Origin of the sequence: Pseudomonas sp. D1HM (assembly GCF_019266105.1) — a bacterium.
Lineage (GTDB): Bacteria > Pseudomonadota > Gammaproteobacteria > Pseudomonadales > Pseudomonadaceae > Aquipseudomonas > Aquipseudomonas taetrolens.
The window spans coordinates 85,786-102,226 of the sequence record NZ_LRMN01000011.1; the positions used below are offsets into that span (position 1 = coordinate 85,786).

Consider the following 16,441-nt stretch of genomic DNA (forward strand, 5'->3'; position numbering starts at 1 on the left):
AAAACCTCCGTTAGCGCGACAGAATAACCCGTGTGCCACGCTAACGGAGGCTCCTGTATGTCAAAGGTGGATGGCGCTCATGTCCAGGCGTCCGTACTCGGCATCGCCATGATCGCCTTTGGGCGGAACGTGTTGCACCTTCATGACTTGATCGCCCTGGAGGGTTTCGAGGTGGATGTCGAAGCCCCACAAGCGATGCAGGTGCTTGAGTACTTCGTCCGTTGAGTCGCCCAGGGGTTTGCGGTCATGTTGCTGGTGACGCAGGGTCAGTGAGCGGTCGCCGCGGCGGTCAATGCTCCAGATCTGTACGTTGGGCTCACGATTGCCCAGGTTGTACTGAGCGGCCAGGGTTTCACGGATGATGCGGTAGCCGTTCTCATCATGAATGGCGGGCACCAGCAAGTCGTCCTTTTGATCATCGTCCATGATGCTGAACAGCTTCAGGTCGCGGATGACCTTGGGTGACAGGTACTGCAGGATGAAACTCTCGTCCTTGAAGCTGCTCATGGCGAACTTGATGCTGGATAGCCAGTCGCTGCCAGCCATGTCCGGGAACCAGCGCCGATCTTCCTCGGTGGGGTTTTCGCAAATGCGACGGATGTCGCGATACATTGCAAACCCCAGTGCGTAGGGGTTGATCCCGCTGTAGTAGGGGCTGTCAAAGCCGGGCTGGAACACAACGCTGGTGTGGGAGGTCAGGAACTCCATCATGAAGCCCTCAGTCACCAGGCCTTCGTCATAGAGGTCGTTCATCAGGGTGTAGTGCCAGAAGGTCGCCCAGCCCTCGTTCATCACCTGGGTTTGGCGTTGAGGGTAAAAGTACTGGGCTATTTTGCGCACGATACGCACCACTTCACGCTGCCATGGCTCCAGTAATGGCGCATGTTTCTCGATGAAGTACAGAATATTTTCCTGAGGTTCCTCCGGGAAGCGTGCATTGTCTTTTTCGCTGAACTTGTCAGCGCTTTTTGGGATGGTTCGCCACAAATCGTTGATCTGTTTTTGCAGATGCTCTTCGCGATCCTTTTGCCGGCGACGCTCTTCTTCGGCCGAAATCGGATAAGGGCGTTTGTAGCGGTCGACACCGTAGTTCATCAGTGCATGGCAGGAGTCCAGCAGATCCTCGACCGCATCGATGCCATGACGCTCCTCGCACTGCATGATGTACTGCTTGGCGAATACCAGGTAATCGATGATGGAGCTGGCATCGGTCCAGGTCCGGAACAGGTAGTTGCCCTTGAAGAAACTGTTGTGGCCATAGCAGGCATGGGCAACCACCAGTGCTTGCATGCAGATGGTGTTTTCTTCCATCAGATAAGCAATGCACGGGTCAGAGTTGATGACGATTTCGTAGGCCAGCCCCATCTGGCCTCGGCTGTAGGATTTCTCGGTACTCAGGAAGTGCTTACCGTAGGACCAGTGGTGATAGCCAAGCGGCATGCCCACAGAGGCATAGGCATCCATCATTTGCTCGGCGGTGATGACCTCGATCTGATTGGGGTAAGTGTCCAGCGCATAGCGTTCGGCCAGGCGGCCGATTTCGCGGTCATAAGCCTGGATCAGTTCAAAGGTCCACTCAGAGCCAGTGGAGATGGGATGGCGTTTATTCTCTTTGGCGGTCATGTCACTAACCTGCGCTGGAAGAGTTCACGGAAGACCGGATAGATATCCCCGGCCGAGACCAGTTGCTGTTGAGCGAAGGTGTCGGAAAATGCCTCGCCAATGCGTTCGTATTCGTACCAGAGCGCCTGATGTTCGCGCGGAGTTATCTCCACGTAAGTGTAGTACTGCACGAACGGCATGATCTGGTTGATCAGGATGTCGCGGCAAATAGGGGAGTCGTCGTTCCAGTTATCACCGTCTGAAGCCTGCGCCGCGTAGATGTTCCACTCATTGGTGGGATAGCGCTCGGCCATGATCTCCTGCATCAGTTTGAGTGCGCTGGACACAATGGTGCCGCCTGTCTCCCTGGAATAGAAAAACTCTTCTTCGTCGACTTCGCGGGCACTGGTGTGGTGGCGAATGAACACAACGTCGATCTTGTCGTAGTTTCGTTTCAGGAACAGGTACAGCAGGATGAAAAAGCGCTTGGCGATGTCTTTCGTGGCTTGGGTCATGGAGCCTGAAACGTCCATCAGGCAGAACATGACGGCTTTCGAGCTGGGATTGGGCTGTTTGACCAGCAGGTTGTACTTGAGGTCAAAGGTGTCGAGAAACGGCACGCGGTGGATCCGGGCGCTGAGTTTTTCGATTTCGGCTTCCAGGTCCTTGATGTCACCGAAGTTGTCCGGCTCTTCGCGTTTCAGCCGCTCCAGTTCGGCTTTGGCCTCCCTGAGTTTGGCCCGGCTGCTGCCGGACAGGGCGATACGCCGCGCGTGAGCGGAGCGCAGAGTACGGATGATGTTGATGCGTGACGGGTTACCCTCGTTGCTGATCCCAGCGCGTACGGTTTTAAACGTGTCTGTGCCGGTCAGGTTGCGCTTCACCAGGTTTGGCAACTCGAGGTCTTCGAACATGAACTCGAGGAATTCTTCCTGGGTGATTTGAAACACGAACTCGTCCATGCCTTCGCCGGAATTGCCGGCCTTGCCCGGGCCGCCACCGCCTCCAGCCCCGCCTTGCGGGCGTTGAATATGCTCGCCGCTGGTGAACTCCTTGTTGCCCGGGTGAACTATCGTTTGTTTGCCGCCACGGCCATGGTGCAGCACGGGCTCATCGATATCCCGGCCGGGAATGCTGATTTGTTCGCCATGTTCCATGTCGGTGATGGAGCGGCGGCCTACGGCCTCTTCTACGGCCTTTTTAATGTGGTCACGATAACGCCGCAGAAAACGCTGACGGTTTACCGTGCTCTTGTTCTTGCCATTGAGGCGTCGGTCGATCACATAGCTCATAGGCCCCTCCGGGGAGCTTCAAAGGGTAAGCCTCAAGCTGCAAGGGCGAACCGCCAGGCAGGCGAACGCTTTCTTGCCGCTTGAGGCTTGAAGCCAGTCGCTGGATTACTGCGACTTTCTGACCCGCAGGTACCACTCGGAGAGCAGTCGTACTTGTTTGTCGGTGTAGCCACGCTCGACCATTCGTGTAACAAAGTCGTTGTGTTTTTGCTGGTCCTCTTTGCTCGCCTTGGCGTTGAAGCTGATGACGGGAAGCAGGTCCTCGGTGTTGGAGAACATTTTCTTCTCGATAACCACGCGCAGCTTCTCGTAGCTGAGCCAGGTCGGATTTTTGCCGTTGTTGTTGGCGCGGGCGCGCAGCACGAAGTTGACGATTTCGTTTCGGAAATCTTTCGGGTTGCTGATACCGGCCGGTTTCTCGATTTTCTCCAGTTCCTCGTTAAGGGCCACGCGGTTGAGAATTTCACCGGTTTCCGGATCGCGGTATTCCTGATCCTGAATCCAGAAGTCTGCATACAACACATAACGGTCGAAGATGTTTTGTCCGTATTCGCTGTAGGACTCGAGGTAAGCGGTCTGGATCTCTTTGCCGATGAACTCGATGTAGCGCGGTGCCAGATACTCTTTGAGGAACCGCAGGTAGCGCTCGCGGGTTTCAGCCTGGAACTGTTCCTGCTCGATCTGTTGTTCGAGCACATACAGCAAGTGAACCGGGTTGGCGGCGATTTCATGCGGGTCGAAGTTGAAAACCTTGGACAGGATCTTGAACGCAAAACGGGTAGAAAGACCGTTCATGCCTTCATCGACGCCAGCGCTGTCGCGGTACTCCTGAATGGATTTGGCTTTCGGGTCGGTGTCTTTCAGGTTCTCGCCGTCATAGACCCGCATCTTGGAGTAGATGTTGGAGTTTTCGGGCTCTTTGAGGCGTGACAGCACCGTGAACTGTGCCAGCATTTTCAGGGTGTCGGGTGCGCAATGAGCATTGGCCAGTGAGCTGTTGAACAGCAGCTTGTCGTAGATCTTCACCTCGTCACTGACACGCAGGCAGTACGGGACTTTGACGATGTAGATCCGGTCGATGAAAGCTTCGTTGTTCTTGTTGTTGCGGAAGGTGTGCCACTCCGATTCGTTGGAGTGGGCCAGCAAGATGCCAGTAAACGGAATCGCCCCCAGACCTTCGGTACTGTTGTAGTTGCCTTCTTGCGTGGCCGTCAGCAATGGGTGCAGCACCTTGATCGGTGCCTTGAACATCTCTACGAATTCCATCAGGCCCTGGTTGGCACGGCACAGTGCGCCCGAGTAGCTGTAGGCATCGGCGTCGTTCTGCGGGAATTCTTCCAGCTTGCGGATATCGACCTTACCTACCAGGGCTGAAATATCCTGGTTGTTTTCATCCCCGGGCTCGGTTTTGGCCACCCCGATCTGATTGAGGATCGACGGATAAAGTTTGACCACGCGGAACTGGCTGATATCGCCACCAAATTCGGCCAGGCGCTTGGTGGCCCACGGCGACATGATGGTGCTCAGGTAGCGTTTTGGAATGCCGAAGTCTTCTTCGAGAATCGCGCCATCTTCGGTGGCGTTGAACAGGCCCAGGGGTGATTCAAAGACCGGCGAGCCTTTGATGGCATAGAACGGGACCTTTTCGATCAGTTGTTTCAGTTTTTCGGCAAGCGATGATTTGCCGCCCCCTACCGGGCCCAGCAGGTAGAGGATCTGTTTCTTCTCTTCCAGGCCCTGCGCGGCGTGGCGGAAGTAGGAGACTATCTGGTCGATGCATTCTTCCATTCCGTGGAAGTCTTCAAAGGCCGGATAGCGACGGATCACCTTGTTGGAGAAGATCCGTGACAAACGGGAATTGTTCGAGGTGTCCAGCAGTTCCGGTTCGCCGATGGCCAGCAGAAGCCTTTCAGCTGCTGAGGCATATGCGCTTTTGTCTTGTTTGCACAGCTCCAGATATTCCTGAAGCGTGAGCTCCTCCTGGCGCGTGGACTCAAAGCGTTGTTGGAAGTGGCTAAAAATACTCATGACGTCACCTCGCTCGATACGTGGAGCCGGCAACAGATCGGTCAGTTCGAGTGCTGGCATGCAGCAGCATTTCAGCTGCTGTGTACCCCCCAGGACACCATCAAGGTGGCTAAGCCCTTGAAGTTACTACCGATGATCCATTCGCCGGTGTACCGGCTCTCCCCAGATTTGGATGGCCTGAGCTAAAGGATAGTTGGTAATCAGGGAGGTCAAGGCGAGATGCGTGAATTGTTACGATCGACCGTTGGTCAGGAGGGGCGCCAGCCCTTTGATCACGTGGGCTTGGCGCTAATAAAAATTTATTCGGCGGTGCCTTCGGAGGTTTCGTTCGGATAAGTCGCACGCCATAACTCAAAGCCGCCATCAAGGCTGTATACATCGCTAAAGCCCTGGCCGACTAGGTAAGCGGCAGCACTCTGGCTGGAGTTGCCGTGGTAGCAGGCGACAATAAGCGGGGCATCCAGGTCGGCCTGGGTGATGAAGTCATGCAGCGAGTGATTGTCGAGATGCCGGGCGCCGGTGATATGGCGGGAGGCATAAGCCTGTGCATCGCGGATATCAACCACGACGGCACCTTGCTCGCGCAAGGCTTGGGCTTGCTCCGGCGGAATACGTTTGAATTCGGTCATTTGAGGTTCCTGTAGCCTGACGACGGACGCCGTTAACGGGCGCCCACGGGAGTGGAGGATTGATCGGTCAATGGAGGGCCGGAGGGCACAGCGAGGCCGAGATCGTCACAGTCGCAGCTCAGGCGCTGGCCCGTGTCGACATTGAGCAGGGTCAGCGCTCCGCCCCAGACACAGCCGGTGTCGAGTGCGAAAATGCCCGGTTCCTTGCAATGCCCTTCGAGAGCTGCCCAGTGCCCAAAGATGATCTTGAGGTCCTGGGTTTTGCGCTCTTTATAACTGAACCACGGTGCATAACCCGCCGGAGCGCTGCCGAGGCCTTCTTTGCTTTTAAGGTCGAGCTTGCCGTCCCGGGTGCAAAAACGCATACGGGTGAAATAGTTGGTGATCACCCGTAAACGCGTCACGCCAGTCAGTTCATTGTCCCACTTGGCAGGTTCGTTGCCGTACATGCCATCGAGAAAAGGCGCCAGGAGATTGTCGTCACGCAAGGCGTGTTCGACTTCACTGGCATGTTTGAGGGCTTTTTTCAGTGACCACTGCGGCGGTATTCCGGCATGCACCAGCGCGGTATTGCGCTCAAGGTCGTAATGCAACAAGGGTTGCTGGCGCAGCCAGGACAGCAGTTCATCGCAATCGCTGGCCTCCAGGATCTCGCGCAACGTGTCGCCTTTTTTCAGGCGTTCGATGTTGTGGGCCACGGCGAGGAGGTGCAGGTCATGGTTGCCCAGCACGCACACCAGGGATTCGCGCATGCGGTAAAGGAATCGCAGGGTTTCCAGCGATTCCGGGCCGCGGTTGACCAGATCCCCCACCAGCCACAGTTTGTCTTTGGCGGGGTTGAAGGCGACGCGTTCAAGCAGGCATTTAAGCGGCTGCAGGCAGCCTTGCAAGTCCCCGACGGCGTACACCGACATTAGTGCAGAGCCCCGGGCACGGCCAGACGAAAGGGCGCAATGATGGCTTTGAATTCGTGACCGTCACTGGCATGCATCAGATAGCTGCCTTGCATGGTGCCGACTTTGGTGGTGATGACCGAGCCGCTGCTGTACGTGTGCTCGCCATCGGGTTCGATCTCTGGCTGCAAACCGACTACACCTGCGCCACGGACTTCTTCGACATGACCATCGCCATCGGTGATCACCCAATGTCGGGACAGCAGCTTCGCGGGCAGTGAGCCCTTGTTGCGTACTGTAATGGTGTACGCGAAAGCAAAACGCTGATGTTCAGGTTGGGATTGTTCTGGCAGGTAACGCGTGACGACGCTGACGTCGACCTGATAACGGGGATCGGGCATGCGAAAGGCCTTACGTGAAAGCGGAGACAGTTCGGAATAAAACTGATGCCTGAGTCTAGGCCAAGTTGCGGGTACTAGGCCAGATGTCGACCTGGTAACCGCATATGTACCTGACAATCAGTCGACAGCGGGTGCCGGGACTGGTTGTTCGCTGAGTTTGTCGGCCAGGCGCACAAAGGCGGCCAGGTCGAGTTGCTCAGGACGCAGGCTGCCATCAACGCCGCAGGCTTCGATTTCAGCGTTGCTGAGCAGGGCCTTGAGAGTGTTGCGCAGCGTTTTGCGACGCTGGTTGAACGCTTCGCGAACCACGCGCTCAAGCAGGCGATGGTCTTTGGCGGGGTGTGGCAGTACTTCGTGGGGCACCAGGCGGACAATCGCCGAATCGACTTTAGGCGGCGGATTGAACGCACCGGGGCCTACGTTGAACAGGTGTTCGACACGGCAGTGGTACTGAACCATGATCGACAGACGACCCCAGTCACCGCCGCCAGGACCGGCAGCCATGCGCTCAACCACTTCTTTTTGCAGCATGAAGTGCATGTCGCGGATCATGTCGGCATTTTTCAACAGGTGAAAAATCAGCGGCGTGGAGATGTTGTACGGCAGGTTACCGACAACCCGCAGGGTGCGCGGTGCTGCGTTGAGGGTCTTGAAGTCGAACTTCAGTGCATCGCCTTGATGCAGGGTGAAGTTGCTCATGCCAGCGAACTGCTGGTTGAGGATCGGGATCAGGTCTTTATCGAGCTCGACAACGTCGAGTTGACCGCCGCTGTTGAGAATGCCCTCGGTCAGAGCACCCTGGCCCGGGCCGATCTCCAGCAGGCGGTCGCCGGCCTTGGCGCTGATGGCGCGCAGAATACGGTCGATTACACCTGCATCGTGCAGGAAGTTCTGGCCAAAGCGCTTGCGCGCCTTGTGTTGGTATTGCTCGTTCATATACGGGTCTCGGCCATCTGGTAGGCGGTTTCCAGGGCGACTTGCAGGCTGCCGGTATCGATCTTGCCGCTGCCCGCCAGATCCAGGGCAGTGCCATGGTCGACGGAGGTACGGATGATCGGCAAGCCCAGGGTGATGTTGACTGCGGCACCAAACCCTTTGTATTTCAGTACGGGCAGGCCTTGGTCGTGGTACATCGCCAGCACTGCATCGCAGTGCTCCAGATATTTGGGGGTAAACAGAGTGTCGGCAGGCAGCGGGCCACGCAGGTCCATGCCCTCGCTGCGCAGGCGCTCCAGGGTTGGTTCAATGATGTCTATTTCTTCATGACCCAAATGACCGCCTTCACCGGCGTGGGGGTTGAGCCCGCAAACCAGGATGCGCGGTTGGGCGATGCCGAATTTTTGTTGCAGGTCGGCGTGCAAGATACGGGTCACCCGCATCAGCCGCTCGGGGGTAATGGCATCGGCGATCTGGCGCAGCGGCAAGTGAGTGGTCACCAGCGCGACGCGCAGCCCGCGGGTAGCGAGCATCATTACGACTTGCTCGGTGCGGGTCAGGTCGGCAAGGAACTCAGTGTGTCCGGAAAACGGAATGCCCGCTTCGTTGATCACGCCCTTGTGTACCGGTGCAGTAATCATCCCTGCAAAATCCCCGTCCAGGCAGCCTTGTGCGGCTCGGGTCAAGGTTTGCAACACGAACGCAGCGTTGGCCTTGTTCAGCGTGCCGGGGGTAACAGCTGCACTCAGTGGGGTGTCCCATACGTACAGGCTGCCTGCCGGTGCCGGTTGCTCTGGCCAGTTGCCCGGGCTGACAGGTAGCAGACTGACAGCCACACCGAGCTGGGCGGCCCGCTCAAGGAGCAGGTCGCAGCTGGTGATGGCAATCAGGGGATGTGGCTGGCGTTGCGAGGCGAGTAGCAGGCACAGGTCGGGACCTATGCCTGCCGGTTCGCCGGGTGTCAGGGCAAAACGCTGTGTGTTCACTGCGCAGCCTGGTCGGCGCTCTCTGCCGGGTTTGCAGCAGGGAGTTTGATCTCTACGTAGGCTTCGTCGCGAATCTGGCGCAGCCAGGTTTGCAGCTCTTCGTCGTACTTGCGGTTACGCAAGGCGTTCATTGCCTGCTGCTCGCGAGCCTGGGTGGTGCTGTCCGTGGCGCGACGGCCCAGGACTTCCAGGACATGCCAGCCGTATTGGGTGCGGAACGGCTTGGACAAAGTACCCTGCGGGGTATCGGCCATGACTTCCCGGAACTCAGGTACCAGCGAGTTAGGGTCGATCCAGTTCAGGTCGCCGCCGTTAAGGGCGGAACCCGGGTCTTCCGAATAGTTCTTGGCCAGCTCGGCAAAGTCTTCACCCGAGGTGATGCGCTCGTAGAGTTTGTCTGCCAGTGTCTTGGTCGCCGCTTCGCTGCGAATTTCGTTCGGCTTGATCAGGATGTGACGAACATGTACTTCGTCAACCACCACGGACTCGCCACCACGTTTCGCGTTGAGCTTGAGGATGATGAAGCCGCCGGGTGTACGTACCGGTGGGGTGATGTCGCCCACTGGCATTTCACTCAGCATGCGATCGAATGGAGGCGGTAGCTGAGCAGCTTTACGCCAGCCCATGTCGCCACCTTCAAGTGCCGTATCGCTGCCTGAGCGGGCGATCGCCATTTGACCGAAGTCCGCGCCTTGCTTGAGCTGTTTGTACACCTCTTCAGCTTGCTTGTAGGCGGTCTGGATTGCTTCCGAATTCGCGCTTTCCGGCGTTGGAATCAGGATGTTGGCCAGGTTGAACTCTTCGGACATTTGCATTTTGCCCAGGTCGGATGCCAGGAAGTTTTTAACTTCCTGATCCGTGACCTGAATGCGCTCGGCCACGCGGCGTTGACGCACACGGCTGATGATCATCTCGCGACGTACCTGCTCGCGGGCATCTTCATAGGACAGGCCGTCATGAGCCAGGGCCTGACGGAACTGATCGAGGGTCATGTTATTGCGCTGGGCAATGGTGCCAATGGCCTGGTTCAGTTCTTCATCCGTGATGCGGATGCCTGCACGTTCACCGAGCTGCAATTGCAGATTTTCGACGATAAGACGCTCAAGCACCTGCTGATCCAGAACGCTGGCCGGCGGAACGCCCTGACCACGCTTGGCAATGGTTTGCTGAACTTCGCGGACACGGTTGTCCAGCTGGCTCTGCATGATCACGTCGTTATCGACGATGGCCACAACCTTATCAAGGGGCTGTACCGCAGCGTGAGCTGCAGTACCCAGGAACAGCGCGCCCAGCACTAGCGGGCGCAGACACTCAGAAAGCTTGATCTTCACGTTCACGATAACCTTGGATGCCTTTGTCGAGGAAGCTCTCTACTTTGGTGCCAACAACGCCACCGAGACCTTTCAGCACAATTTGAAGGAAGACCCCATGATCGCCCTTTTCGTTTTCCGGGGCTTCTTGGGAGTACTCGTCGTTGGAAACCCAATAACGACTGATCAGACGAAGCTTCCAGCAGCAGTTGTCATACTCGAAGCCACCAAAGGCTTCCAGGGTACGGTCGCGGTTGTAGTCGTACTGCCAGCGGCTGATGACGTTCCATTGCGGCACGATCGGCCAGATAACCGAGAAGTCGTGCTGCTTGATCTTGTAGTAATCCTTGATATAGCCAGGATCGCCCGGCGACAGGTAGTCACCACCGCCCACTGTCCACTTGCCGGTGTACTGGTCATAGCGAACCTGGTCGTTACGATAACGGTAACCGAGGTTGACGACCTTGTTCGGGTTGTCTTCCGGCTGGTAGTGCATCATCGCACTGCCAGAGCGAGTGCTGTGGCTGTCCGGATCCCAGTTGAAGTCGGCGGTTGCACGCCAGTCGCGGTTGAAGCGGTAGGCATACTCGAGTGCGTACGGCGACACACCGGCCGTTGCGTCGGCACGATCGGCGTCAATACCTGGCAGTTGAACCTTGCGGTCCTTGAAGTAGTAAGCCTGGCCCACGCTGACGCGTTGACGCTCAAAGCCGTTTTCTTCAATCCAGCGGCTGGTGACGCCCAGGGACAGTTTGTTCTCGTCACCCACGCGGTCAGTGCCGGTGAAGCGGTTGTCACGCCACAGCGAGGAATAGCTGAAGGTGCTTTCGCTGGTGTCGAAGATCGGGATGTCGTCCTGATCGCGTTCCGGGACATACAGGTAGAACGCCCGCGGTTCCAGGGTCTGGCGGAAGTTGGTGCCGAACCATTGGGTGTTGCGGTCGAAGTACAGGCCGCTGTCGATGCTGGCGATAGGTACGCTGCGGTTAACCGAGCTGTCGAAATTATCACCGGTAGCTAACTGAGCCTTGCCCTTGCCATCCAGATCAAGGTCGTACTGGGTGTACATGTACTTCAGGGATGGCGTCAGGAAGCCGTAGCTCCAGTTCATCGGCAGGCTCATGGCCGGTGCGACATTCATCCGTGTACCGTTGGCACGTGCCAGGCCGGTAACGTTGTTGTCCAGGCGGGACGAGACCTTCCCGTCTTCATCAACGAAGTTGCCGTTTTCCAGATCGCGGTCAAAACGCACCAGCTCGGTGTCGTATTTGAAGTCCAGACCGCCCGGGTGATACGGCAGGGCACCATTGAAGGTGAGCTGCGGCAGCATGTTGTACGGCGTGATCTGGGTAACCGTTGCCAGCTGGTAGGCCTGGGCGTTCAGTCGGGCGGTGTAATTGTCGCCACGGTAGCTGACGGCGCCCTGCTGGTTGACGAAGTCCTGGCTTTCAACGCCGATCTGATCGCTCTCGAGATCCTGGAAGTAGTACGGGTCGCTGATCTTGGTGTAATCGACCTCGGTCATTACACGGGAGTCCAGGCCGCCCTTGTGCTGCCAGTTGAGCATGTAGCGCTTGTCGGTGTAGTCGGTCTGCAGCTTGCGGTCGTCGTTGTCGTCGTTGAGGTACGCGGCGCCGAACTGCCCTTCGCTGGACTCGGTCAGGTAGCGGAACTCGCCTTCCATCAACAGGCCGCGCTTGGTCATGTAGCGCGGGTACAACGTGGCATCGTAGTTAGGTGCCAGGTTGAAGTAGTACGGGGTCACGAGCATGAAGCCGGTGTCGGAACTGCTGCTGAAGGACGGCGGCAGGAAACCGGACTGACGGCGATCGTCGATCGGGAAGTAGATGTACGGGGTGTAGAAAATCGGGATGTCTTTGACCCGCAGCGTCACGTTGGTTGCCGTACCGAAGCCGGTGGCCGGGTTCAACGTGATGTTGTTGCCTTTGAGCTGCCAGGCGTTGCTGTTCGGCTCGCACGTGGTGTACGTACCATCCTTGAGGCGGATGATCGCGTTTTCACCGCGCTTGGCGTACAGCGCGCTGCCGCGAATGCGCGACTTGTGCAAAACGTATTCGGCGTTATCGACCTTGGCAGCACCGGTGTCCAGTTGAACATCGGCGTGATCGCCGACAATCAATGCACCGTTGTCGCGAAGGCGGACCTTGCCATTGAGCTCGCCACGGCTTTCGGCCTGATACAGGCTGGCCTCGTCGGCTTCGATCTGCATGCTGCCCTGACGCATGACAACGTCACCGGCCAGGGTCGCGACCTGTTCTTCCTGCTGATAGCGTGAGGCCTTGGCACCAATAAAGGTTGGGGCATCGCTTTTGCTGGTGGTGTCGTTCATGCCCGGACGGATTGGCTCGACGTAGGAGCCAGCGCAGTACGGACCGGTTTCGGCCAGTTGCGCAGGTGTCAGCTTGTCACGCGGGACCCAGTCGAGGTGACTGTAGTCTTCGCTGCGTGACTTCAGCCCGCGGCCCTTGGCTTCAGTCACCAGCGGGGTCTGTGCGGCTTGCTCGGCTGTTTCGCCGGAAGCATCGACCACAGCGCCTGCATGCGTCGGACGAGGTGGCAATTGCGCTACATTCGTTTTTGGCGCGCAATCCCAGCCTCCCGTAGCCGACACGGAACAGTCATACTGCTCCTCGGCAACAGCGAATGGCGTGGCTAAAGGTTGCATGGCCAGCAGACTGCCGGTTACCAGCAACGGAAATTTTTTACGAAACGCGGGGGATTTCAATGCCATCTTATTAGTCCGGGCTTCCTGCGTGCCATCAGCCCGCGGTGGGGGACCGCACGCCTATCGATGGTCTGGAAAAGATTCTGGATAATAAAGCATGACCCGCTTGACGGCTAGCGCCGTCGGAGACCCTTGTAATGCCTGACCAAGATGTACGCCTGCAACACCTGAAAGTTTGGCTCGATGAGCAGTTGCCAGACCTGTTTGCGAACGAGGGCTGGGGTGCCGTGCCCCCGGCCACGCTGACTGCGGCCAGTAGCGACGCGAGTTTTAGACGTTATTTTCGCTGGGAAGGCGAAGGCCGCAGCTTTATCGTCATGGACGCGCCGCCGCCTCAGGAAAACTGCAAACCTTTCGTCGATATTGCGCAATTACTGCGTACCAGCCAGATAAACGTGCCGAAAATTTATGCCCAGGACCTTGAACGCGGCTTTCTTCTGCTGAACGACCTGGGCAATAAAACCTTTCTCGACGTGATTAACAGCAGCAACGCCGACGAGCTGTTCAAGGACGCGATTGAGTCCTTGCTGGCCTTTCAGCATTTGCCGATGACCGCGCCATTGCCCAGCTACGACGTGGCATTGCTGCGCCGCGAGCTTGAATTGTTCCCTGAGTGGTATGTGCGTGCTCATTTGGGTGTCGAGTTCGATGAGCAGCAACAAGCGGCCTGGCAGCGGGTCAGCGCGCTGCTGATTGACAGTGCTCTGGCGCAGCCACAGGTGCTGGTGCACCGCGACTTTATGCCGCGCAACCTGATGCTCAGTATCCCCAACCCCGGGGTACTGGATTTCCAGGATGCGGTCTACGGCCCGGTGACCTATGACATTACCTGCTTGTTCAAGGATGCCTTTCTCAGTTGGCCCGAAGAGCGTGTCCAGGCCTGGTTGAAGGATTATTGGCAGTTGGCGCTGCCGCTGGGCATTCCAGTGCAGCCTGACTTCGAAGACTTCCTGCGTGCCAGTGACCTGATGGGCGTGCAGCGTCACTTGAAAGTGATCGGGATTTTTGCCCGCATTTGCCATCGGGATGGCAAGCCGCGTTATCTGGCGGATGTGCCGCGCTTCTTTGCCTATATAGAAGCCGTGCTGGCACGTCGTCCTGAACTGGCGGAGCTGGGTGAGTTGTTCGCCAGCCTGCCCAAATCTGTCGAGGCCCCCGTATGAAGGCGATGATCCTGGCGGCAGGTAAGGGTGAGCGCTTGCGGCCATTGACCCTGCACACACCCAAACCGCTGATTCGTGCAGGAGGCGTGCCGCTGATCGAGTATCACCTGCGGGCTTTGGCTGCTGCGGGGTTTACCGAGATTGTGATCAACCACGCCTGGCTGGGCCAACAAATAGAAGACCATCTGGGCGACGGCTCACGCTGGGGCGTCAGCATCCGGTATTCCGCCGAAGGTGAGCCACTGGAAACGGGCGGCGGGATTTTCAAGGCGCTGCCGCTGCTGGGCGATAGCCCGTTTGTGGTGGTCAATGGCGACATCTGGACCGATTACGACTTTGCCGCCTTGCGTCGACCGTTGTCGGGGTTGGCGCATTTGGTGCTGGTCGATAATCCGGCGCACCACCAGGCAGGCGACTTCTGCCTCAATGATGCGCAGGTTCAGGATGGCGGCGCCGGTGCCGACACGTTGACCTACAGCGGGATCGCGGTGCTCAGTCCGGAATTGTTCAAGGGGGCTGTTGCCGGAGCCTTCAAGTTGGCACCGCTGTTGCGCGCGGCCATGGCCGAAGGCCGGGTCACAGGCGAACGCTTGCAAGGGCGTTGGGTCGATGTGGGAACACATGAGCGGCTGGCTGAGGTCGAGGCGCTGATCAGGGATCCACACTGATATGTTGTGGCCAGGGACGCTGATCGGAGCTGGAGCAGGCCTTCTCATTGCCAGTATTCCGGGAGCCATGCTCGGCGCCTTGCTGGGGCAGGTGCTGGATCGGCGTCTGCAGTTGCACAGTTGGGCGGATGTGCGTGAGCGCTTGGGCGGTCGCCCGATGCGGGACAACGATGAACTGCTGTTCATTTTGCTGGGTCGCCTGGCCAAGAGCGGGGGCCGTGTGATGGCCCCGCATATCGAACAGGCACGTCAAGAGATGCGCCTGCTCGACATGACGTCCAGTGCACAGGAGCGGGCCGTTGCTGCGTTTAACCGTGGCAAGTCGGGTAGTGACTCGGTGCGCGGCGATCTGCAGCGTCTGAAAGCCGAGCCGGCGGTAGCTGAACGTGTGTTGCGCGCCTGCTGGCGGATGTGTGTTGCCGACGGGCGGGTCGATCCCGCAGAGCGACAACTGATCATGCTCTGGGGGCGCTGGCTGGGCTGGACACCACAACAGGTTGAGGCACTGGGTGCGGAGTACGAAGTGCCTTCGCAATCGTTGCTCACTCGCGGCGGCACTTATCAGGCATCGCTGGCGTTGCTTGGCGTCACGGACAGCAGTGATCCGGTGCAGATAAAGCGTGCCTACCGGCGTTTGCTCAGTCGGCATCACCCGGACAAGATCGCCGGCACCGGGGCGACTCTTTCGCAGGTGCGTGACGCCACTGAAAAAACCCGCGAGCTGCATCACGCTTATGCCTTGATCAGTGAGCGGCGCGGCTTTCGTTAAGCGCAGGGCCGGGGCTATTTATCCACAGGCTGCGGATTAAGCCAGCCACGGATTCGACGAAACAGCAGTTCCTGCTCGGCGGCCCGGTTGCCCGGGATAGCCGTCAGTGCCACTTGATTGAATGTCAAACCCTTGACCCGCTTGCTGGCCTGTCGCCGCTGCAAGGCGGCTTCGCGTGTGAGTGGCGTGTCTTTATAGAACAGGTCCAGCTGCGCAATGTTGAGTGACGAGATCAGTTGGCTCAGTTCAGGTTGTGCCTGGGCCGGTGTTTGTGCCGCGACCATGATCAGCTTGGGGATTTGCGCGGGCTGTTTTTCTTCCAGATAACGTGCTGCCCAATAGGCGCCTGTGCCATGACCGAGCAGGACAATGCTGCGCATGTTCTGTTGCAGCGCAAAGGCCAGCGCGGCGTCGATGCGCGCGAAAATGCGCTCGGCATCGGCCTTGCTTAACGCTTCAAGCGTCGAAACGGGAACTGGATCGTTTCCGGGGTTTTCAGTGCCGGCGCTGGCCGCTTGTTCGATGGGTTTGGCTGTGGTGCTGGCGTCTTTGCTGCTACTGTCTGGCGTGACAGGCTGGCTTTCTGGTTCGGTCTCTCGCGTCAGGCTGGCCGTGCTTTGGATGTCCGGCAAGGTCAGGCTCAGGCTGGCCCAGTTGGCATCGGGGAGTTTGTTGCGAAGTGGCCCGACGGCCAGCGGCCAGTCAGCCGTTTCTCCGTTACCCGGCACAATGATCACCAGTCCGCTGGGGTCGCTGCTGTTGGCAGGCTTCCAGAGAGTGAGAAAACTGTCGTCTCCGGCCTGCAGCAGTTGCTGTTCGTGTTTTGGGATGCTTCGTTCAAGCGCCATGGCATCCTCCTGGCTGCGCTCTGGCAGTGGCTGGCGCACCAGCGGCTGAGGAAGTGCAGCCTCGGCGGCAGGCTCTGGCTCGGCTGCCTGCGTTGGCAAGGCGAGGGGTAGCAGTAACGACAGGCACAGGGCTGGCAGTACCAGGCGGTAAAGAAGCATCGGTTATTCCA

General features: G+C 58.2%; 14 protein-coding genes. 3 read left to right on the top strand and 11 right to left on the bottom strand.

The window, feature by feature from the left end; genetic code table 11:
* Nucleotides 1-60 precede the first annotated feature (60 nt).
* The 10 genes from AWM69_RS14115 to AWM69_RS14160 form a co-directional block, all read right to left on the bottom strand.
* The gene (locus AWM69_RS14115; RefSeq protein ID WP_131653326.1) at nucleotides 61-1,623 is read right to left on the bottom strand and encodes a SpoVR family protein; all 1,563 of its coding nucleotides are present in this window, start codon (nucleotides 1,621-1,623) and stop codon (nucleotides 61-63) included.
* Nucleotides 1,620-2,894, bottom strand: a complete 1,275-nt coding sequence (locus AWM69_RS14120; RefSeq protein WP_131653325.1) for a YeaH/YhbH family protein — start codon at nucleotides 2,892-2,894, stop codon at nucleotides 1,620-1,622. The genes AWM69_RS14115 and AWM69_RS14120 overlap by 4 nt, the downstream gene beginning before the upstream one ends.
* A 105-nt stretch (nucleotides 2,895-2,999) precedes the next feature.
* A complete protein-coding gene (locus AWM69_RS14125) occupies nucleotides 3,000-4,922 on the bottom strand; it encodes a PrkA family serine protein kinase (protein ID WP_048381676.1) in 1,923 nt (640 codons plus the stop codon).
* 299 nt (nucleotides 4,923-5,221) lie between these two features.
* Nucleotides 5,222-5,551, bottom strand: coding sequence for a thiosulfate sulfurtransferase GlpE (glpE, locus tag AWM69_RS14130; RefSeq protein ID WP_131653324.1), 330 nt, complete (start codon nucleotides 5,549-5,551; stop codon nucleotides 5,222-5,224).
* Between the two features lie 32 nt (nucleotides 5,552-5,583).
* Nucleotides 5,584-6,465 (bottom strand): symmetrical bis(5'-nucleosyl)-tetraphosphatase, encoded by an 882-nt coding sequence (locus AWM69_RS14135; RefSeq protein ID WP_218727246.1) that lies wholly within the window; start codon nucleotides 6,463-6,465, stop codon nucleotides 5,584-5,586.
* Nucleotides 6,465-6,845 carry a Co2+/Mg2+ efflux protein ApaG gene (apaG, locus tag AWM69_RS14140; RefSeq protein WP_048380754.1) on the bottom strand — a complete coding sequence of 127 codons (381 nt, stop codon included), beginning with the start codon at nucleotides 6,843-6,845 and terminating at the stop codon, nucleotides 6,465-6,467. The genes AWM69_RS14135 and apaG overlap by 1 nt, the downstream gene beginning before the upstream one ends.
* A gap of 117 nt (nucleotides 6,846-6,962) precedes the next feature.
* Nucleotides 6,963-7,781: a 16S rRNA (adenine(1518)-N(6)/adenine(1519)-N(6))-dimethyltransferase RsmA gene (rsmA, locus tag AWM69_RS14145; protein WP_218727248.1), complete on the bottom strand. Its 819-nt coding sequence runs from the start codon at nucleotides 7,779-7,781 to the stop codon at nucleotides 6,963-6,965.
* Complete coding sequence (pdxA, locus tag AWM69_RS14150) at nucleotides 7,778-8,767, bottom strand: 4-hydroxythreonine-4-phosphate dehydrogenase PdxA (RefSeq protein ID WP_048380751.1); 990 nt, start codon at nucleotides 8,765-8,767, stop codon at nucleotides 7,778-7,780. Before pdxA ends, rsmA begins: the two co-directional genes overlap by 4 nt.
* A complete protein-coding gene (gene surA, locus AWM69_RS14155) occupies nucleotides 8,764-10,098 on the bottom strand; it encodes a peptidylprolyl isomerase SurA (protein ID WP_131653321.1) in 1,335 nt (444 codons plus the stop codon). Before surA ends, pdxA begins: the two co-directional genes overlap by 4 nt.
* The gene (locus tag AWM69_RS14160) at nucleotides 10,079-12,829 is read right to left on the bottom strand and encodes an LPS-assembly protein LptD (RefSeq protein WP_131653320.1); all 2,751 of its coding nucleotides are present in this window, start codon (nucleotides 12,827-12,829) and stop codon (nucleotides 10,079-10,081) included. Before AWM69_RS14160 ends, surA begins: the two co-directional genes overlap by 20 nt.
* Nucleotides 12,830-12,960: 131 nt before the next feature.
* Here AWM69_RS14160 and AWM69_RS14165 point away from each other — a divergent pair, with 131 nt between their 5' ends.
* Genes AWM69_RS14165 through AWM69_RS14175 form a run of 3 tightly spaced genes read left to right on the top strand, consistent with a single transcriptional unit; the run spans nucleotide 12,961 to nucleotide 15,423 of the window.
* The gene (locus AWM69_RS14165; RefSeq protein ID WP_218727251.1) at nucleotides 12,961-13,986 is read left to right on the top strand and encodes an aminoglycoside phosphotransferase family protein; all 1,026 of its coding nucleotides are present in this window, start codon (nucleotides 12,961-12,963) and stop codon (nucleotides 13,984-13,986) included.
* Nucleotides 13,983-14,654: an N-acetylmuramate alpha-1-phosphate uridylyltransferase MurU gene (murU, locus tag AWM69_RS14170; protein ID WP_218727253.1), complete on the top strand. Its 672-nt coding sequence runs from the start codon at nucleotides 13,983-13,985 to the stop codon at nucleotides 14,652-14,654. The genes AWM69_RS14165 and murU overlap by 4 nt, the downstream gene beginning before the upstream one ends.
* Nucleotide 14,655: 1 nt before the next feature.
* Nucleotides 14,656-15,423 carry a DnaJ domain-containing protein gene (locus AWM69_RS14175; protein ID WP_131653317.1) on the top strand — a complete coding sequence of 256 codons (768 nt, stop codon included), beginning with the start codon at nucleotides 14,656-14,658 and terminating at the stop codon, nucleotides 15,421-15,423.
* A gap of 14 nt (nucleotides 15,424-15,437) precedes the next feature.
* On the opposite strand, the gene AWM69_RS14180 is transcribed toward AWM69_RS14175, so the two are convergent.
* Entirely contained in the window at nucleotides 15,438-16,430 is a 993-nt protein-coding gene (locus tag AWM69_RS14180) for an alpha/beta hydrolase family protein (RefSeq protein ID WP_218727254.1), read from the bottom strand.
* Between the last annotated feature and the right edge of the window lie 11 nt (nucleotides 16,431-16,441).

What these genes read in the sequence shown, in the direction of transcription:
- rsmA (WP_218727248.1), bottom strand. Translation starts at nt 7,781, where the DNA reads ATGAACGAGCAATACCAACACAAGGCGCGCAAGCGCTTTGGCCAGAAC.
- AWM69_RS14160 (WP_131653320.1), bottom strand. Translation starts at nt 12,829, where the DNA reads ATGGCATTGAAATCCCCCGCGTTTCGTAAAAAATTTCCGTTGCTGGTA.
- apaG (WP_048380754.1), bottom strand. Translation starts at nt 6,845, where the DNA reads ATGCCCGATCCCCGTTATCAGGTCGACGTCAGCGTCGTCACGCGTTAC.
- AWM69_RS14135 (WP_218727246.1), bottom strand. Translation starts at nt 6,465, where the DNA reads ATGTCGGTGTACGCCGTCGGGGACTTGCAAGGCTGCCTGCAGCCGCTT.
- murU (WP_218727253.1), top strand. Translation starts at nt 13,983, where the DNA reads ATGAAGGCGATGATCCTGGCGGCAGGTAAGGGTGAGCGCTTGCGGCCA.
- AWM69_RS14180 (WP_218727254.1), bottom strand. Translation starts at nt 16,430, where the DNA reads ATGCTTCTTTACCGCCTGGTACTGCCAGCCCTGTGCCTGTCGTTACTG.
- AWM69_RS14125 (WP_048381676.1), bottom strand. Translation starts at nt 4,922, where the DNA reads ATGAGTATTTTTAGCCACTTCCAACAACGCTTTGAGTCCACGCGCCAG.
- AWM69_RS14115 (WP_131653326.1), bottom strand. Translation starts at nt 1,623, where the DNA reads ATGACCGCCAAAGAGAATAAACGCCATCCCATCTCCACTGGCTCTGAG.
- AWM69_RS14175 (WP_131653317.1), top strand. Translation starts at nt 14,656, where the DNA reads ATGTTGTGGCCAGGGACGCTGATCGGAGCTGGAGCAGGCCTTCTCATT.
- AWM69_RS14165 (WP_218727251.1), top strand. Translation starts at nt 12,961, where the DNA reads ATGCCTGACCAAGATGTACGCCTGCAACACCTGAAAGTTTGGCTCGAT.
- glpE (WP_131653324.1), bottom strand. Translation starts at nt 5,551, where the DNA reads ATGACCGAATTCAAACGTATTCCGCCGGAGCAAGCCCAAGCCTTGCGC.
- AWM69_RS14120 (WP_131653325.1), bottom strand. Translation starts at nt 2,894, where the DNA reads ATGAGCTATGTGATCGACCGACGCCTCAATGGCAAGAACAAGAGCACG.